The sequence below is a fragment of the Ochrobactrum sp. WV_118_8 genome, assembly GCF_039631535.1.
In the GTDB taxonomy this organism is placed as follows: domain Bacteria; phylum Pseudomonadota; class Alphaproteobacteria; order Rhizobiales; family Rhizobiaceae; genus Brucella; species Brucella anthropi.
On sequence record NZ_JBDIUZ010000002.1, the window covers coordinates 857418 to 876582 of the forward strand.

A 19165-nucleotide genomic window follows, 5' to 3' on the forward strand; every position below is an offset into this window, starting at 1 on the left:
CTATATATGTGAAGGGTTGGACGGGTTGCCGGGCTTGCGCTGTGCTGCACGCATCTGCGTCCGCAACCGGTCCGGGCCGCAGGAATTGTCGCCCGCATTGCCGCCAAACGTTACCGCTTCTTCTTCCCAGATGCGGTCGAGTGCGGCGAGATCGTTCGGGTCGTCTTCCTCTTGCCGAAGCAATTCTCCGACGAGGTTCTTGTCCGGCTTGGCATTGGCGACATGCAGCAGCGCCGCAAAGGCGTTGGCATAAGGCGACTGGCGCTTGCGCAGACGCTCGCCGATGGCCGCCGTGATATGGCCTGTCTGGGTGAGGAGATCGTGGATTTCCTCTGGCGAGCGTGTCGACAGGAATTCGAGGAACAGCGGCAGATAGTCCGGCAGTTCCTTGGCATCTACGACAAAGCCGTTGTCGTCATACATCTTCATGAGATCGACCATGGCCTGGCCGCGGTCGCGGCTTTCACCATGCACATGCTCGAAAAGATGCAGCGACAGCGAGCGCGTGCGGTCAAAAAGATGCACGTAACGTTCCTGCGCCTCGTAGAGGTCGCAGTCGCAGACATAATCGACAAGGCTGTCGAGCAGCCTGCGGATGCCGGGGGAAAGCTTTTCCCCGGCCAGTGCTTTTTTCAGTTCCTCGCCGCCGAGTTGCAGCTCTGCGGTCGGATAGGAAAGCAGCAGCGAAATGATTTTCAGGGTCTTGTTCATTACACCTGCTCCCGGAAAATATCCGTTGGTGTCTGGACGACTTTCTGGCGCTTGGAGCCGAACAGGTCTTCGGTCGACGTTCCACCCGAACAGCCATTGCCGAAAGTGAAGCCGCAGGAGCCGCGCACGTCATAGGCATCCTCGGTAATTTCACGATGCGTGGTCGGGATGACGAAGCGGTCTTCGTAATTGGCAATCGCCATGATGTGGTACATTTCCTCGATCATCGCGCTGCTCATGCCGACGCGGTCGGCAATCGCCTCATCGATAACACCATCGACGGTCTTGGCGCGCATATAGGCACGCATGGCGAGCATACGTTCCAGCGCCGAGATGACCGGCTCTTCCTTGCCTGCCGTCAGAAGATTGGCAAGGTAGCGGACCGGGATACGCATGGAACGGACATCCGGCAGCGGACCATCCATGCCAAGCTTGCCCGCAGCGGCAGCCGACTGGAGCGGCGAGAGCGGCGGTACGTACCAGACCATAGGCAGGGTGCGGTATTCAGGATGGAGCGGGAAGGCAATCTTCCAGTCCATCGCCATCTTGTAGACCGGCGAATGCTTGGCGGATTCCAGCCAGGCTTCCGGCACACCATCCTTGCGCGCCTGTTCGATCACAGCTGGATCGTTCGGATCGAGGAAGATATTGAGCTGTTCCTCATAGAGATCCTGTTCGTTGGCCGTGGAAGCGGCCTCCGAAATACGGTCGGCATCATAGAGCATCACACCCAGATAGCGGATGCGACCGACGCAGGTTTCCGAACATACGGTCGGCTGGCCAGCTTCGATGCGCGGATAGCAGAAGATACACTTTTCGGATTTGCCGGAGCTCCAGTTGTAGTAAATTTTCTTGTAGGGGCAGCCGGAGACGCACATGCGCCAGCCGCGGCACTTTTCCTGATCGATCAGGACAATGCCGTCATCCTCGCGCTTGTAGATCGCCCCTGACGGGCAGGCCGCAACGCAGGTAGGATTGAGGCAGTGCTCGCACAGGCGCGGCAGATACATCATGAAGGTGTTTTCGAACTGGCCGTAGATTTCCTTTTCCACGCCTTCGAAATTGTAATCCTTCGAACGCTTGGCAAATTCACCACCGAGGATTTCTTCCCAGTTCGGACCCCATTCGATCTTTTCCATTCGCTCGCCGGAAATCAGCGAGCGCGGACGGGCGGTCGGCATGGTCTTGCTTTCGCCTGCCGTCTGGAGATGGCCATAATCGAAGTCGAACGGCTCATAATAGTCGTCGATTTCCGGCAGGTCCGGATTGGCAAAAATCTTGGCGAGGATGCGCCACTTGGAGCCCATCTTCGGCTCGATCTTGCCGTTCTTCTTGCGAACCCAGCCACCGTTCCACTTTTTCTGGTTTTCCCATTCCTTCGGAAAACCGATGCCAGGCTTGGTCTCGACATTGTTGAACCAGGCATATTCCACACCTTCACGGTTGGTCCAGACGTTCTTGCACGTCACGGAGCAGGTGTGGCAGCCGATGCACTTGTCGAGATTGAGCACCATTCCAATTTGCGCACGGATTTTCATTCTGCTGCCTCCTTCGCTGCGGAGCTCTGGTTGCCTTCTTCAAGCGGACCTTCCATCCAGTCCACTTTCTCAAGCTTGCGCACGACCACGAACTCGTCGCGGTTTGAGCCGACTGTTCCGTAATAGTTGAAACCATAGGACTGGTGGGCGTAGCCGCCGATCATATGCGTCGGCTTGGTGATGATGCGGGTGACGGAGTTGTGAATGCCGCCGCGCTGGCCGGTGAGCGGCGAGCCGGGCGTATTCACGATCTTCTCCTGTGCGTGATACATGAAGACGGTTCCGTCCTTCATGCGCTGGGAGACGACCGCACGGGCCACAATGGCGCCGTTGGCGTTGTAGACTTCCACCCAGTCATTATCGACGATGCCAGCCTTTGCGGCATCCGGCTCCGAAATCCAGACAACCGGTCCGCCGCGATTGAGCGTCAGCATCAGGAGATTGTCCGTATAGGTGGAGTGGATGCCCCATTTCTGGTGCGGCGTGATGAAGTTCAGCACCAGATGCGGCTGGCCGTCCGCCTTTTCACGGATTGCCGGATTGACCGTCTTGGTATCGATCGGCGGGCGATAGACGCAGAAGCCTTCGCCGAAAGCGCGCATCCACAGGTGATCCTGATAGAGCTGCTGACGACCGGTCAGCGTGCGCCACGGGATCAGCTCGTGCACGTTGGTATAGCCTGCATTGTAGCAGACGGTTTCGGATTCAATGCCCGACCAGGTTGGCGAAGAGATGATCTTGCGCGGCTGCGCAACAATATCGCGATAGCGGATCTTCTCGTCTTCCTTGGGAATGGCCAGATGCGAATGGTTGCGACCTGTGAACTTCGACAGCGCTTCCCATGCCTTGACCGCCACCTCACCGTTGGTTTCCGGCGCGAGCGACAGAATGACCTCGGTTGCGTCGACGTCGGTATAGATGCGCGGACGTCCTTCGCTTGCCCCTGGTTCCTGAACCTTGCCGTTCAGATTGCCGAGAAGTTCGACCTCGTGTTCGGTATTCCACGAAATGCCCTTGCCGCCATTGCCCAGCTTGTCGAGAAGCGGTCCAACGGAGGTATAGCGCTTGTAGAGGTTCGGATAATCGCGCTCCACAACCACAACCGATGGCATGGTCTTGCCGGGGATCGGCTCGACTTCGCCCTTCTTCCAGTCGAGAACATCTTTCGGCTGCGCCAGTTCGCCCGCCGTGTCATGCAGGGTCGGCACAAGAACGATGTCCTTCTCGACACCCAGCACTTCCGGCGCCACTTCCGAGAACTTCTTCGCGATACCCTTGAAGATGTCCCAGTCGCTGCGTGCTTCCCATGCCGGATCGGCTGCGCTCGACAGCGGATGGATGAAGGGGTGCATGTCGGAAGTATTGAGGTCGTTCTTCTCGTACCAGGTGGCAGTCGGCAGAACGATATCGGAATAGACGCAAGTTGTGGACATGCGGAAATCGAGCGTGACCAGCAGGTCGAGCTTTCCTTCCGGAGCATTCTCATGCCACACCGCCTCGCGGCTTTCCTGTGCGCCTTCCTGACCCAGATCCTTGCCAAGCAGGCCGTTCGACGTGCCGAGCAGGTGCTTCAGGAAATACTCATGCCCCTTGCCCGACGAACCGAGCAGGTTCGAACGCCAGACGAACATGTTGCGCGGCCAGTTGGCCTCGTGGTCGGGGTCCTCGCAGGACATGGTGACGGTGCCGTTCTTCAAAGCATTCGCGATGAAGTCTTTCGGCTCCTTGCCCGATGCGGCTGCCTCCTTGGCAAGCTCCAGCGGGTTGGTCTGGAGTTGCGGCGCGGAAGGCAGCCAGCCCATGCGTTCGGCGCGGATGTTATAGTCGATCATCGTGCCGTCCCACGCACCATCGGGTGCGGTGGGCGAAAGGATGTCCTGCACCTTCACGGTCTCGTAGCGCCACTGGTCGGTATGCGCATAGAAGAACGAGGTGGAGTTCATGTGACGCGGCGGACGGTTCCAGTCGAGCGCGAAGGCAAGCGCTGTCCAGCCGGTCTGCGGGCGCAGCTTTTCCTGCCCCACATAGTGGCTCCAGCCGCCGCCGGACTGGCCGATACAGCCACACATCACCAGCATGTTGATGATGCCGCGATAGTTCATGTCCATGTGGTACCAGTGGTTGAGACCGGCACCGAGGATGACCATGGAACGACCATTGGTCTTTTCGGCATTGGTTGCAAATTCGCGGGCGACAGCAATGATCTGGTCGCGCGGGACACCCGTAATCTTCTCTGCCCAGGCCGGGGTATATGGCAGGCCCTCGTCATAGGACTTGGCGGAATTCTCGTCGCCAAGCCCGCGATCAAGACCGTAATTGGCGGCAAACAGGTCGAACACCGTCGCGACCATGACGTCGCCACCCTTGATCTTCAGCTTGCGGGCCGGAACCTTGCGCACCAGCACGCTGTCATGGTCCGTGCCTTCAAAATAATCGTGCTCGCGGTTGCCGAAATATGGGAAAGCCACATCGGCGACGGCATCATGGCTGTCCTTGTCGATGAAGCTCTTGGCAAGTTCCACATCCTTGCCCTTGCCGTCCTTTTCTTCGAGGTTCCACTGGCCATCGTCACCCCAGCGGAAGCCGATGGAGCCCTGCGGCGCAACATAGGCGCCCGACTTCGTGTCGAAGGCGACCGTTTTCCAGTCTGGATTATTGCCTTCGCCGAGATCGCCCTTGAAGTCGGAAGCGCGCAGGAAGCGGTCCGGCACATAACGTCCGTCCTTCTTCGAGAGCATGACCAGCATCGGGAAGTCGGAATATTTACGGCAGTAATTCTCGAAATAGGGGACCTGCCGGTCAAGGTGATATTCGCGCAGGATCACATGGCCAAGCGCCATGGCAAGTGCGGCATCGGTGCCCTGCTTGGGATGCAGCCACAGATCGGAAAACTTCGCTGCTTCCGAATAGTCGGGCGAGACCACGACCGACTAGGTGCCCTTGTAACGCACTTCCGTATAGAAATGCGCATCCGGCGTGCGGGTCTGCGGTACGTTGGAACCCCAGAGCATCAGGAAACCGGCATTGTACCAGTCTGCCGATTCCGGCACGTCGGTCTGTTCGCCCCATGTCATGGGCGAAGCGGGCGGCAGATCGCAATACCAGTCATAGAACGACATGCAGACGCCGCCGAGCAGCGACAGGTAACGCGAGCCCGCCGCATAGGACACCATCGACATGGCCGGGATCGGCGAGAAGCCGATCACGCGGTCCGGTCCATAGGTCTTGGCCGTATAGGCATTGGCGGCGGCGATGATCTCGTTGACTTCTTCCCACGTTGCGCGAACGAAGCCGCCGAGACCGCGCACCTTCATATAGTCGGCACGCTTGGCGGGGTCCTGCTGGATCGCGGCCCAGGCCGCGACAGGCGTTTTCAGCGTGCGTTCCTTGCGCCACAGCTTCAGGAGACGGGAGCGGATCAGCGGATATTTCACCCGGTTGGCAGAATAGACATACCAGCTATAGCTTGCCCCGCGCGAACAGCCGCGCGGCTCATGGTTCGGCAGGTCGGCCCGGGTGCGCGGATAATCCGTCTGCTGGGTTTCCCAGGTGATGATGCCGCCCTTGACGTAGACTTTCCACGAGCAGGAGCCGGTGCAGTTCACGCCGTGGGTGGAGCGGACAATCTTGTCGTGCTGCCAGCGCTTGCGATAGGCGTCTTCCCAGTCACGGTTCTCATTGGTCGTGACGCCATGGCCTTCCGAGAAGGTGCCGACATTCTTGCGCGCAAGAAAGTTCAGGCGATCGAGGAGTAGACTCATGATTATATCCTCACTTTATTTCTTCAGGCAGCAGCAGCGGCTGGTTTGCTGCGGTGCTCCACGTCGTAGAGCAGACCGCCTTTTCGGGTGTAGACGCCCCAGGTGATGACGAGGCAGGTCACGTAGAAGATCAGGAAGGCCCAGAGCGCGGCTTCCGGTCCGCCGGTCATGCTGATCGAGGTGCCGTAACCCTTCGGGATGAAGAAGGCGCCGAAGGCAGCAATGGCCGAGGTGAAGCCGGTGATGGCCGCAGATTCCTTGTCTGCTTCGTGACGGCGTTCTTCCGGGGTGGCATTGGGCATAAGCCTGTCCATCTCTTTCGACATGATCGCCGGGATCATTTGGAAGGTGGAGGCATTGCCGATGCCCGTTGCGAAGAACAGCAGGATGAAGGAAGCAAAGAAGCCCCAGAACGCATTCGGCTGATCCTTGATGCCGACGAAGTACAGCACGCCCGCCACGCCGATCATCATCAGGACGAATGCCCAGATGGTGACGCGTCCGCCGCCATATTTATCGGCAAGCCAGCCCGAACCCGACCGCGACAGCGCGCCGACAAGAGGTCCGAGGAAGGCGAACTGAAGTGCATTAACCTCAGGGAACAGGATATTGGTCAGAAGCGGGAAGCCAGCCGAATAACCGATGAACGAGCCGAACGTGCCGGTATAAAGCCAGCACATGATCCAGTTGTGCTTGCGGCGGAAAATGACGGCCTGATCGGCAAACGAAGCCTTGGCCGACGCGATATCGTTCATGCCGAACCAGTTGGCGAAAGCCGTGATGATGATGAACGGCACGAAGAAGAAGCCGGCATTCTGCAGCCAGAGCGGCGTGCTGCCCGCTTCGGTCGCAACCATTGACGGATCGCCGCCAAGCTTGCCGAAGATACCGGCGGTGATGACCAGCGGAACCACGAACTGCACGACGCTGACGCCGAGATTGCCGAGTCCTGCATTGAGCGCTGCCGCATTGCCCTTCTCTTTCTTCGGGAAGAAGAAGGAGATGTTGGACATGGAGGAGGCGAAGTTACCGCCGCCGAAGCCGCAGCAGAGCGCCAGCAGCAGGAAGATGAAGTAAGGCGTATTCGGGTTCTGCACGGCATAGCCGATACCGATGGCCGGAATGACCAGCGACCAGGTGGTCAGTGTGGTCCACAGGCGGCCGCCGAAGATCGGCACCATGAAGGAATAGAAGATGCGGAAGGTCGCGCCCGAAATGCCGGGTAGCGCTGCCAGCCAGAACAGCTGGTCGGTCGTGAACTGGTAGCCCACCAGTGGCAGCTTTGCCACCACCACGGACCAGACCTGCCAGATGGCGAAGGACAGAAGCAGTGCCGGGATCGAAAGCCACAGGTTGCGCTTGGCGATCCTTCTTCCCTTCTCTTCCCAGAAGGTCGGATCGTCCGGACGCCAGTCGGTCAGGACGGAATCGCCCTTTGCCGGCTTGACGTCGGCTTTCTTCAAGCCCTGCAATTCAGCAAAGGCCGGAAGCTCTTCCGTCGTCTTGCCTTCGGCTGCGCGCTCCATCTGGCGGATCGAGACATGCATCCACGCAAAGGAAACCGCGACGATGACAAAGAGCAGCATGAAGCAGCTCGTCCAGAGGCCGGTCTGGTCCAGAAGTACACCGAACAGGATCGGCAGGATGAAGCCGCCGAGACCGCCGATCATGCCCACCAGACCGCCGACGGAGCCGACATTGCCCGGATAATAGACCGGAATGTGCTTGAAGACGGCCGCCTTGCCCAAGGCCATGAAGAAGCCGAGGATGAAGACGGTGATGGTGAAGCCGATCACGCCCATTTCCGCGTGGAAGGCCAGTGGGCCATTATCGCTCTGGATGACATAATCCGTCGGCGGATAGGACAGTATGAATGTCGCGACCAGCGAGACGGCGAAGGTCCAGTACATGACCCGGCGCGCGCCATAGACATCCGAAAGATGTCCGCCATAGGCGCGGAAAAGACTTGCCGGGACGGAGAAGAATGCCGCGATGATGCCTGCGAGACGAATATCGACGCCATAGACATGGATCAGATATTGCGGCAGCCACAGCGCGAGAGCCACGAAGGCGCCGAAGACGAAGAAATAGTAAAGCGAGAAACGCCAGACCTGAATATTCTTCAGCGGCTCCAGCTCCATCAGGGTGCTGGCGGGTTTTTCGCCCTTGCGCCGACGCTCGACCAGGACCGGATCGTCACTCGTGGTGAAATAGAAAATCAGCGCCATAACGACCATCGCGGCCGCCCAGACTTCGGCGACCGTATGCCAGCCGAATGCAACCATGACCATCGGTGCGAAGAACTTCGTCACCGCCGCTCCAACATTGCCCGCGCCGAAAATGCCAAGCGCAACGCCCTGCTTTTCCGGCGGATACCAGCGCGAGACATAGGCAACGCCAACCGAGAACGACCCGCCCGCCACGCCAACGCCAAGCGCTGCAATCAGCATTTGCGGATAGGTGGTGGCGTAGGTCAGAAGATAGGTGGCAACCGCCGAGACCAGCATTGTGAGCGTGAAGATGGCCCGACCGCCATAGCGATCAGCCCAGATGCCCAGAATGACGCGGATCAGCGATCCCGTAAGGATCGGCGTACCGACGAGCAAGCCGAACTGGGTTTCGCTTAAGCCCAGCTCGGATCGAATTTCAATGCCGATGATTGCAAAGATGGTCCAGACCGCAAAACACACTGTGAAAGCGGTCGTACTCATCGCTAGCGCCGTGGTCTGCGCCCTGGGATTTTCCCCTGCGACATGTTGCATAGGCGTACTCCGAATTGAATACCATTGGAGGTTTCGTATGCACTTATGCGTCGACTTTCAGATGAATACATTGATTAAGATCAATATCTTTAGACTATTCAAGTTGAATTTTAGATATTCGTGGCTTAACGACCAAAATAGACCTAGTTAGTTCAAAGTATTGATTTATGCGTATTGCGCAATTGATATTTATCAAGCATAATAGACTGATGAAAACTTGACCCCAAAAGTGAGGTTTAATGCGGAAAGAAGACATCGACGCGCTGAAGAATTTGCCGCTCTTCATGGATATGGCAGATGCCACTTTCGAGCGGATCATGCGCCCGAGCTTCGTGCAGTCGTTTCCGCCACGCACGACCCTTATCAAGGAAGACGAGCCTGCGGACTTCCTGTTCGCAATCCTGGACGGCCTCGTGTTGATGTCCGCGAAATCGGACGACGGCGAAACCGCGCTGGAAATATTGCGCGCCGCCGATATTTTCATTCTCGCAGCCGTGCTCAATGACGATGTGTGCCTGCAAACTGCACAGACCCTCACGCCAACCCGTGTGCTGATGGTGCCTTCAAGTCTGGTTCGGGACTTGATGAGCGAGGACGTCGGTTTCATGCGCGCCGTCGTCTTTGAAACGGCACGCGCCTATCGTCGTCTGGTCAAAGAGCTGAAGGCGCAGAAGCTTAGAAGCAGTGTGCAGCGCCTCGCCAACTGGATCGTCAAGGAATCGCTCTTTAACAACGGCGCAGATGTCGTAATGATCCCTTATGAAAAACGGACACTTGCCGCCTATCTCGGCATGACACCGGAAAACCTGTCGCGCAGTTTTGCAACGCTCGGGTCCCACGGTGTCAGTGTGCAGGCCTCTGCAATCAAGATCACGAACAAGAACAAGCTGCTGCAGTTTGCGGCACCTTCCCATCTGATCGACAGGGAAGAACCGGCGCGCACGGCCGACAGGGTTTGAGACCGGCTTTCATCTTCCTGTCAAACAGAACGACTATCCGGTGACTTTCCTGATCGAACGGATATCCGCCATGAAAGCACCTTTTGTTGCACTGTTTCTTGCCCTTGCCACCAGCGCTGCGGCACAGGAAATGCAGAAGCCGGAACTCATCGGCGCTATCATGCTACCGACCGGCCTGAAAATCGGCGGCATTGAATTCGGCGGAATTTCCGGCCTCGACTACGACCCACGTGAAAATATCTATTACGCCATATCCGACGATCGTTCGGAAAACGCACCTGCGCGCTTTTACAAGCTCAAGCTCGCCATCGACGGTTCCGGCGTGCAAAGCTTTGATGTTCTGGAAACAGTCAAGCTTCTGGATAAGGCCGGCAAATCATTTGCGCTGAAGGATGTGGACCCTGAAAGCATCCGTTTCAACGTGGCGACCGGCACGATCTACTGGTCAAGCGAAGGCGATAAGAACGGCAGGCCTTTTATCGGCGAAGCAAAGACCGATGGCAGTTTCATTCGCGAATTTGCTTTGCCGGAAGCCTACATTCCCGACGAAGGCAAGACACGCGGCGTCCGCAACAATCTGTCTTTTGAAAGCCTGACCATCACACCGGACGGCAAGACGCTTCTGGCGGGAACGGAAAACGCCCTGACACAGGATGGAGACAAGGCGACACTCGACCATGGCAGCCGTTCACGCATCATCGCCTTTGACCTCGCCTCAGGCAATGTGACGGCAGAATATGCCTATGACACCGACCCGATCTTCACCAAGGCGACGTTGCCGCCCTTCTGGAACGATAACGGTCTGTCGGAATTCGTTTCCGATGGAAACGATCTCCTCACCGTCGAGCGCTCCTTCGCCATGGGTGTGGGCAATCGTATTACGCTCTACCGCGCATCTTTCGACGGTGCCAGCAATGTAAAGGATGTGCCCTCACTGGCCAATCAGTCTGTGACATCGCTCAGCAAGAAACTTTTCCTCCAGCTGAACGAAGGTGATTTCGGCCTCGACATCGACAATATAGAGGCCATCACCTTCGGGCCGATGATTGACGGCAAGAGAACGCTGATCCTTGCCTCGGATAACAATTTCAACCACGGTCAGGTTTCACAGTTCATTGCTTTGAAGCTGCCCTGACCGACCCGAGAATTTCCAGCAAAAGTGCGAAGCGGTTTTGCGTAGCATAATGCGACGAAACAAATATTCAGAGCTCAGGTCCAGAAATAGCGCACGATATGGAAGAAGACCGGAGCCGAAAAGACGAGACTGTCGGCCCGGTCGAGCATCCCGCCATGTCCTTCGATCATGTGGCCCCAGTCCTTCACGCCGCGATCGCGCTTGATAGCGGAAGCAACAAGCCCGCCGAAGAAACCCATGATGCATGATGTGGCCGCAAGGGCACCCGCCTGCACAGGCGAAAACGGTGTGAGCCATGCAAGACCGGCCCCCAGAAGAGAGGCGCTCGCGACACCGCCCACAAAACCTTCCCAGGTTTTGGACGGCGATATGCTGGGCGCGATGCGATGTTTTCCAAACAGCTTTCCGAAAATATACTGCAGCACATCGCTGCCCTGCACGGTGGCCACCAGAAACGCGATCAGAAGCAGTTTCTTGCCGTCAAAACCGGGAATATCCAGTGTCATCAGCGCGGGCACATGGCTTATGCAATAGACCGACAGCATGATGCCCCATTGCTGCTCGCTGATACGCTCCAGAAAGCGCGACGTGTCCCCGGAAAGTGCAGTCAGAACCGGCATGGCGAGGAAGCAATAGACCGGGATGAAGATGGAATAGAGCCCGTACCAGTCGATCCAGATCAGATAATATTGCACCGGAATGACCAGCAGGAACATGCCGAGCAGCACGCGATGGTCGGCGCGTCGTGTCTGCGTCAGCGTCGCATATTCGCGCAAGGCGGCAAACGAGATCAGCGCGAACAGCACGATCACGCCGCCCTTGCCGAACAGGAAGGCGATGCACATGGCCCCGACCATGATCCACCACGCCTTGATGCGGGCATTGAGATTGACCAGCGTGGATGAAAGCGGCTTCGGCGCGCGCCATGAAAGAACACCGGCAACGGCGCTTGCCGTTATCAGAACGCCCATGAGGCCAAGGAATAATCGGGTCGTTTCACTCATGAGTGATTACCATTCTGAGGCTGAATATCGAGAAGGCTCTGACGGGCGCGGGCGAGAAATTCCTTGCGGTCCTCACCCTCGCCAAGCTGCACCGGCGCACCGAAAATGACACGGCAAAGAAGCGGCACCGGCAGCATGGCGCCCTTGGGCAGCACGCGCGACATGTTTTCGATCCAGCATGGCACCAGCTCGACATCGGGGCGTGCCAGCGCCAGATTATAGATGCCGGAACGAAAGCGCAGCAGCGCCTCGTCGGTCATGTTGCGTGTGCCTTCGGGGAAGATGATGAGCGAATGACCATCGGCCAGCGCTTTCAGCATCACTTCCATCGGGTCTTGCGTGCGTTCCACCCAGTTGCGCTCGACAAGCACGGTGCGCAACAGAACTTCTGCCATGAACTGGCGCACGCGGTTGCCCCGCCAGTAATCAGCACCGGCGACAGCACGGGTGCGTGCGCGCTCTTCCTGATCGAGACAGGAGGAAAGCAGGATGAAATCGCCGTGGCTTGTATGGTTGGCAAAATAGATGCGCTGATTGCGCGACGGACCGGTGCCGCTCCAGATTGGCCGCACGCCGGTAATCCCGCGCGACAGGATTGCCAGAAATGAACCGAACGTCGATTGCACCTGATGGCGGATCAGTTCCCGCATGTTACAGCCCCTGACCCAATGGCACCGTGGCCAGCAGAATGAAAAGTACGATACCCAGCCCCATGAAGAACCGCAGACGCCCCATGATGCGTCGCGAGCCTTCCATCCTTTTCGCAAGTGGACGGACCGTGCCGTCATTGGAGCGCAAACCCATGCGCTCAAGAATGCTGTCTACCTCACCCAAGCCCGTTTCACCGGAACCGGCGATCAGCTTGAAAAGCGCGGCATCGAACAGGAGATGCGCAGCGATACCCAGCACGATCAACGCGCTTACCAACAAAAGCGGCCAGATCAGCCAGAAGGCCAGATCATGCACCGGGCGCATGAAGGGCGCGACCGCAAGCAAAGCCACGGCGACAACGATGCCGAGAAAGGCATTGCGGCGCAGAACAATTGCTATGGACGCTGCCGGAGAATTCATGTCAGCTCCTCCGCCAAATGCAGATGCACCGGCCAGCCCCTGGCACGGATCAGCGCTTCGGCTTCTCGCGCATTGGCGACACGCCCGGTAGAGACGAGCCATGCGACCGCAACTGTTGCGCTGCGCTGAAAACCAAGCGCGCAACAGACAAGAACCGGGCCGTGATGGCGTGCGGCTTCAACGGCATCGGCGGCCAGTTGCACCTTTTCCGATGACGGCGCGACCAGATCGAGCGTGCCAAAGTTTTTCCATTCCGTGGCATGCAGCGGTGGCACCATTTCAGCGGCAAGATCAATGACGGCAGCAAAGGATGAGGGTTCTGCGGCTCTTGGAAAATGCCCGAGAAACACTCCGTCGGCCAACTCGACATGCGGCGGCAGCTTGCGTGTCCAGAACCGTACATTCAGCCGGGCAAAAAACCGGTAAGGCCAAAGCAGCCAACGGCTTGCGAGACTGACCGAACCATCTGTCTGCTTCTGGAAAATGCCAGCACCTGCACCGAAATAGCCAAGCGCTACAATGGTCAGTGCCGTTGCTGGCCAGAGCCAGAAAATCGCATAACCGGTGACGGTCAGGCCATGGATGGCGAGCACCAGAAACAGGATTGCGCCTGCCAGATAGTAAAACCCGATCCTTCTGGCTTTGGGGTCTGATGTGAACCGAAACTCTGCCAGCGGCGAAGGACCGCTGCGCGGAAAAAGCCACAAGGCAAACAGGCCAAGCAAAGCACCTGCCGGAATATCGACCGCGTGATGCTGATAGGTGGTCAGCACCGACAGGCCGATCAGCAGACACCAGACATGCCAGACCATGCGTATGGTATCGCCCATCACGCGGCGCATCTGATCCCAGATGATGATCAAGAGCGCGATATGCAGCGAGGGCGCCTGATTAAAGGGTTTGTCGAAGCCGCCAAGCACATCGAACATAAAACCCGGAAGACCTGCCGTTGCCGGTTTTACAAAAGTTGCGGTCAACGGAAAAGCGACGAAGCAGAGAACAGCGATGATCTGTGCCGTCAGATAGCGTTTTGCCAGCCGGTCGACCTGTTCGGGGCTGTCATTGACGAACAGCGCAATCGCATAAAACAGATTGACCGACCAATAGGGAACGATGCTCCACGCGATAAACGGAACTTGGCTTTCCCATCCGAAAGCAAGGTTAGGCACATGACCTTGCTGCGATGCGAGCCAGTTGGCCGTACCGTAGGTCAGGTAGAAAAAGGGCGCTAGAAACAGAAGCCAAAGGATCGCGCGACGGATCACAGGCCGCCGCGAAGATCCGTCAAGTTGCGTCAAATGCACTGTCACGCTTGGCCGTCTCCCACGCGCTCCGCAATCGAGACGGTGAAAATGCCCCACTGATCGACGCGCTGTTCGATCTTGCGATAACCGGCCTTCTCGACAAGCTGATCCATTTCGCCCTGCGTGCGACGGCGCATCACCCATGCCTCGCCGCCGCGATGTGACGTGAGCGCACGCGCGATCATTTCAAGCTGCGGATGCCATGGCTGGTTGGTGTAGATCAGCAATGAGCCGGGTTTCTGCACGCGGGCAAGGCCCGAAAGTGACCGGTTGATCAGAGCATTATCGGGGAAAAGTTCGTAAAGACCGGACACGATGGCGAGGTCCGGCTGCGGCGTGACCGCTGCGAGGCTTTCCTCGTTGAATGCGTCACCCTCTTCCATATGGGCAATCGCCTCCAGCCCGCGATCCCGGATAAGCTTGTTACCCGCCAGCACATTGATCGGCGAATAATCGCGCAGGTGAATGCTGTCCGGCATGGCGTCCGCACGCACCACCGCATCAATGACATAGCGGCCATGGCCGCAGGCAATGTCGAGAATATTAGTCGAGCGGCCCTCGCTTTTGAGCCGTTTGATCGCCGCACCGATCAGTTCTTCCAGATGCACCTTGCGCTGGCGGATACCCCGCCAGCCGATCGCTTCCAGAAACTGCTTGTCGATGAGCTTGCCACCTGGCCCGAGGCCCCGTGCTTCATTCTCATAGACATAATCGAGCGTGGAACCGGAATCGAACCCCGTGCGCTTGCCGACTTTCAACCCTTCCGAAAACAACGCACCGAAGGCTATCGAAGCGCGTGTCGACGCCCAGTAAAGCCCCTGCGCGGTCAGAAGCGGCAGCGGGCTGGACAACCGGTCGGCCTCGTCGCGCGTGTGGCCGGCAATATGCGCATCCGTCAGATCGGCGCGCTGCGGCTTTTCGGCAAAACGGACCTCGATGAAATCGTGGATGAGTTCGATTGCCGGTTTGCGATCCCGTTCGCCGAGCGTGTCGTGGTAGAACCCTTTCAGAACATGCCGCTCCTTGATGCGACTGCCGAGATTTTCAAAGAAGCGATGTTGCGGCGCAGGACGCACGACAAAATCGCTGCCGGAAATGAGCAGTTGCGTCGGAACGGTGATCGCCCGCGCATCGTCCACCACGCGCTTCGCCGTCTCATAGAGTTGCAGCAGGATGTGCGAGGCGATGGGGCGCGTGATCAGCGGATCGGTACGATAGGATTCGATGCGTTCCGGATCATGGGTCAGGAATTGCGGCTTGACGTATGAATTGACGTAGAAGGTGCCTTTCAGCTTCTGCCACAGGCCGATGCCTTCCTTGGCGAATGGCACATAGAGCTTGATGTCGAAAGCGGGCGAAGCCAGCACCAGCGCCCGAATATTCGGCGCATAGTCATGCACCCAGGCCGCAGCCAGAACCGCGCCGACACTCTGCGCGATAATTGCCACATCCTCGATGGCGGTGCCAGTTTCCTGACGGATATGGGCGACAAAACTGTCGAGGTCACGGATCGACGCGCCGAAGGACGGCGAGAAGCCGCGCACGCCCGGCGACTGGCCGTGGCCGCGTGCATCCCAGGCGTAGAGGGCGTAGTCATCCAGCCCCAGCTCATCAACGAGGTGTGCGACGCGTCCGCTGTGCTCATGGCCACGATGCAGGAGGACAATCACGCCTTTCGGCCTGCCGGAAATTGCCGGCCAGAAACGGTAGAACAGCGACGTGCCGTCATGGGTGACGAACTGGCTTTCCTGCGCCGCGCGATGCCGATTTGTAGCGTGCTCGTTCATGCCATCCCCTCTCCACCTGTTTCCTCATGGGACAATTGCCCGCAATTTCTATTGAGTGAAACAAAATGTTTGAATAAACGAGCTGGAGCGAACCGCAAATAGCTGTTCAATACTTATTCTTCGTTTCCCAAGAGATTCTTGATGTCGGTTTATCAACTCAAGTCGCGTTTCCAGAATTTACTGAGACCTCTTGTCGTGCGACTTGCTGCAGGCGGTGTAACGGCCAATCAGGTTACAGTCGCTGCCGCGCTCGTCTCGATCATACTTGGCGCTTTTCTGGCGTTGAGCGGTAACGCGGCATGGTTTGCACTCGTCCCGATCTGGCTTTTCCTGCGGATGGCGCTGAACGCCGTCGACGGAATGCTGGCGCGCGAACACGGACAGAAATCGACACTGGGTGCCTATCTCAACGAGATTGGAGACGTTGTTTCCGATGCTGCCCTTTATTCGCCCTTCGCGATCATCGCGCCGTTCACCGGCCCATGGCTATTCGCGATTATCTTTCTGGCCACCCTTACGGAATTTGCAGGCGTTGCCGGTGCGTCCGTGGGTGCGAGCCGCCGCTATGACGGCCCGATGGGCAAAAGTGACCGCGCTGTGGTCTTTGGCGTGCTCGGCGCGTGGATTTCCATTGATGGCATTCTGCCACAATGGATTTTCTGGCTGCAGCCGCTCCTATGCCTGCTTCTGGTCGCGACCACGGTCAAGCGCATCACAAACGGCATAAACGAAGCAAACAGCGGGTAAAACGGCTTTCCGGTACTGGTATTGACGCAATTGGGGCCTATGTTGGTCCAATCAATTCCAGCTCAATCGGAGGCCATGCCAATGAAGAAAGCTAAAACTGCTTTTCTGTTTGCGGGCATATTCGCATTTTCATCCGCGCTCAGCCCGGCGCTGGCTGCCAGCAATGGCAGTTCGAAACAAAGGGCGAAGGAAGTCACCGCTGTCGTCAACGCCGTCGCGCAGAAAATGCCCGACCAGCCGATCAATACGGTGATGTATATCCGCTCCAATAATTTCGAGGTTCTCGCAGGCGACTGCACCGTGCGAGCACATATCGTCTCGTCGGGTCACAAGGCGAAAAGCACTTCTCCAGACAAGATCAAGGTCCGGCTCAACAAGCGGCGGTGCGCGCGCTAATTCCCGTTGAGCTGTGACTTTGCAACGGTCTTGACGACCCAGTCGGCAAAGACACGAAGGCGGTTGCTGAGGTGGCGGTTGGGTGGATAGACCAGATAGATCGGCATCGGCTCGATTTCCCACTCCTGCAGGACGGGGCGCAACGTGCCGTTTTCTATGTCATCCTTCACCATGAACAAGGGTGCCTGCACCACACCGAGCCCTGCGCGCGCGGCTGCGAGATAGGTGGTCGATTCGTTCGCTGCCACCACATAGCGTCCGTTGACCTCGATTTCCTCCGTCCCTTTTTTGAAACGGAACGGCATCTGCTGGCCGGTCGATGGCCGGAAATAACCGACCACCGTGCAGTTCCTGCCGAGATCGGACGGGTGCAGTGGCGTGGAACAACGGTCGAGATATTCGGCGGAAGCGCAGGCGATGAAATGCATGTCGCCGATGCGCCGCGCAATCAGCGACTGGTCGGCCAGCTCGCCAATGCGGATGGCGCAATCGACGTTCTCCGCCACATAATCGACAGGCCGGTCCGATACGCCAAGATCGATCTGGATATCGGGATAACGCTGATGAAACTCGATCAGCGCCGGAATAATGATGAGATTGGCGACCGCGCTCGCCATTTCCACACGCAGGCGACCTTTGGGCAAGGTCTGGGCGCTCGACAGGCTGCCGTCAAGTTCCGCAAGATCGGCCAGCAATCGTGCAGCGCGCTCATAGTAAAGTGCGCCATCCGGTGTTACGAGAACACGGCGGGTCGTACGATTGAGGAGTTTGGTACGAAGATGGGCTTCCAATCCCTGGATAAGATTGCTGATCGTTGCCTTGGGCATATTGAGCGAGGCGGAGGCGCGCGTGAAGTTCCCGGTTTCAACAACCCGGAGAAAAGCGCGCATGGCCGAGAGCTGGTCCATTATCAAAAAGCCGTCATTGTTCGAGATTCTGGACAGTGTAACCAATTATAGGGGACTATTCCAGCCTATAGACAATGCTAATATCTAACCATGGCGGTTTGCCGCTATACATGAAGGCCAAGAAAGATGTGCGAGAAGTTTACGGTTGAGACATTGCAGGTTCATGGGCAGCTTCACGGGCAAGCCCATGGGCAGGCGGGTAACACCAACTGCACGGCGCGCATTTATAAGGGCGCCAAGTTGCTCTCTCCGCCGCCGGTGGTGTTGCACCTTCACGGTGGTGCTTTCTCGGTCAACTGCCTTGGTGACTGCGAGCGCGTTGCCGAAACACTTGCCGAGGCAGGTGCGGTGGTCGTGTCGCCAGAATATTCGTCGGCCTGTCTCAACCCGTTCCCGGCGGCGCTTGAGATAGCCTACTCCATTTTGTCTTCGATGCGCGCGCGTTGCCCTGAATTAGCGCACAAGAAGTCGATGCTGTTCGTCGCCGGTGAAGAGGCGGGCGGTAATATTGCTGCCGGCGTGGCTCTTATGGCGCGCGATCAATATCTGACCGAGCTCAAGGGTCAGATACTGCTTTCGCCCATGCTCGACCCCTGCCTCGCCACGGCGTCTTTCCGCAAGTATTGCCCGGAAAGCGCCGTCCAGACGATGTCGGATGGCTGGCAGCATTATCTGGGCGAGTGTGCGGGTTTCACCCACCCCTACGCCGCGCCTGCCCTGTGTACGCGTCTTGCTGGTCTGGCACCCACCTTGCTTGTAACCAGCGCCCAGTGCCCGATGCGCGATGAAACGCAGGCCTATGCCGAGCGTCTCCGTCAGGCGGGCGTGAAGGTACAATCACATGTCCTGCCCGGAAAAGCCGGCTGGATAGCCGAAAACAAGGTGGCGAGCACCGACTGGTCGCCACAGGAACATAAACTTATCGACCTGTTTTCCGATTTCTTCCGGCAGGCAGGAGCAAAGCCAATCGCAGCATAACATCAGTTTTAAAGTCCTCCCAAGCTTTGATCTGGTGCTCACATTGAAGCCGGCCCCCACCGGTTAGAGCGAAGCTCTAACCTCCTTTATTGAAAGCATAATCT

Annotated in this window: 14 protein-coding genes and 1 pseudogene; 5 read left to right on the plus strand and 10 right to left on the minus strand. The window is 57.8% G+C overall.

Annotation, left to right across the window (positions count from 1 at the left end; translation table 11 throughout):
- The 4 genes and pseudogenes from narJ to ABDF71_RS18075 form a co-directional block, all read right to left on the minus strand.
- On the minus strand, window positions 1-711 hold the full coding sequence (gene narJ / locus ABDF71_RS18060; RefSeq protein ID WP_029928134.1) for a nitrate reductase molybdenum cofactor assembly chaperone: 711 nt from the start codon (window positions 709-711) through the stop codon (window positions 1-3).
- Window positions 711-2249, minus strand: a complete 1539-nt coding sequence (gene narH / locus ABDF71_RS18065) for a nitrate reductase subunit beta (RefSeq protein WP_010660853.1) — start codon at window positions 2247-2249, stop codon at window positions 711-713. The genes narJ and narH overlap by 1 nt, the downstream gene beginning before the upstream one ends.
- Window positions 2246-6010, minus strand: a pseudogene (locus ABDF71_RS18070) (nitrate reductase subunit alpha). Before ABDF71_RS18070 ends, narH begins: the two are co-directional and overlap by 4 nt.
- Window positions 6011-6033: 23 nt before the next feature.
- Window positions 6034-8772 (minus strand): nitrate/nitrite transporter, encoded by a 2739-nt coding sequence (locus ABDF71_RS18075; RefSeq protein ID WP_036587126.1) that lies wholly within the window; start codon window positions 8770-8772, stop codon window positions 6034-6036.
- Between the two features lie 239 nt (window positions 8773-9011).
- Here ABDF71_RS18075 and ABDF71_RS18080 point away from each other — a divergent pair, with 239 nt between their 5' ends.
- Window positions 9012-9731 carry a cyclic nucleotide-binding domain-containing protein gene (locus ABDF71_RS18080; RefSeq protein ID WP_010660850.1) on the plus strand — a complete coding sequence of 240 codons (720 nt, stop codon included), beginning with the start codon at window positions 9012-9014 and terminating at the stop codon, window positions 9729-9731.
- 70 nt (window positions 9732-9801) lie between these two features.
- Window positions 9802-10866: an esterase-like activity of phytase family protein gene (locus tag ABDF71_RS18085; RefSeq protein ID WP_258124508.1), complete on the plus strand. Its 1065-nt coding sequence runs from the start codon at window positions 9802-9804 to the stop codon at window positions 10864-10866.
- Between the two features lie 74 nt (window positions 10867-10940).
- Here the strand turns inward: ABDF71_RS18085 and ABDF71_RS18090 are convergent, their stop codons facing one another.
- Genes ABDF71_RS18090 through ABDF71_RS18110 form a run of 5 tightly spaced genes read right to left on the minus strand, consistent with a single transcriptional unit; the run spans window position 10941 to window position 16032 of the window.
- Window positions 10941-11870 carry a phosphatidate cytidylyltransferase gene (locus ABDF71_RS18090; protein ID WP_094541089.1) on the minus strand — a complete coding sequence of 310 codons (930 nt, stop codon included), beginning with the start codon at window positions 11868-11870 and terminating at the stop codon, window positions 10941-10943.
- Window positions 11867-12520, minus strand: coding sequence for a lysophospholipid acyltransferase family protein (locus ABDF71_RS18095; protein ID WP_011982634.1), 654 nt, complete (start codon window positions 12518-12520; stop codon window positions 11867-11869). Before ABDF71_RS18095 ends, ABDF71_RS18090 begins: the two co-directional genes overlap by 4 nt.
- A 1-nt stretch (window position 12521) precedes the next feature.
- Window positions 12522-12941, minus strand: coding sequence for a hypothetical protein (locus ABDF71_RS18100; RefSeq protein ID WP_258124509.1), 420 nt, complete (start codon window positions 12939-12941; stop codon window positions 12522-12524).
- Entirely contained in the window at window positions 12938-14251 is a 1314-nt protein-coding gene (locus tag ABDF71_RS18105) for a phosphatase PAP2/dual specificity phosphatase family protein (protein ID WP_258124510.1), read from the minus strand. The genes ABDF71_RS18100 and ABDF71_RS18105 overlap by 4 nt, the downstream gene beginning before the upstream one ends.
- Entirely contained in the window at window positions 14248-16032 is a 1785-nt protein-coding gene (locus tag ABDF71_RS18110) for a bifunctional alpha/beta hydrolase/class I SAM-dependent methyltransferase (protein ID WP_258124512.1), read from the minus strand. Before ABDF71_RS18110 ends, ABDF71_RS18105 begins: the two co-directional genes overlap by 4 nt.
- 141 nt (window positions 16033-16173) lie before the next feature.
- Here ABDF71_RS18110 and ABDF71_RS18115 point away from each other — a divergent pair, with 141 nt between their 5' ends.
- Both ABDF71_RS18115 and ABDF71_RS18120 read left to right on the plus strand, forming a co-directional pair.
- On the plus strand, window positions 16174-16779 hold the full coding sequence (locus tag ABDF71_RS18115) for a CDP-alcohol phosphatidyltransferase family protein (RefSeq protein ID WP_258124513.1): 606 nt from the start codon (window positions 16174-16176) through the stop codon (window positions 16777-16779).
- 81 nt (window positions 16780-16860) lie between these two features.
- Window positions 16861-17175, plus strand: a complete 315-nt coding sequence (locus ABDF71_RS18120; RefSeq protein ID WP_040128478.1) for a hypothetical protein — start codon at window positions 16861-16863, stop codon at window positions 17173-17175.
- Here the strand turns inward: ABDF71_RS18120 and ABDF71_RS18125 are convergent.
- On the minus strand, window positions 17172-18083 hold the full coding sequence (locus tag ABDF71_RS18125) for a LysR family transcriptional regulator (RefSeq protein ID WP_125300803.1): 912 nt from the start codon (window positions 18081-18083) through the stop codon (window positions 17172-17174). The genes ABDF71_RS18120 and ABDF71_RS18125 overlap by 4 nt on opposite strands.
- A 126-nt stretch (window positions 18084-18209) precedes the next feature.
- On the opposite strand from ABDF71_RS18125, the gene ABDF71_RS18130 reads away from it, so the two are divergent.
- Entirely contained in the window at window positions 18210-19061 is an 852-nt protein-coding gene (locus tag ABDF71_RS18130; protein ID WP_258124514.1) for an alpha/beta hydrolase, read from the plus strand.
- Window positions 19062-19165: the final 104 nt, after the last annotated feature.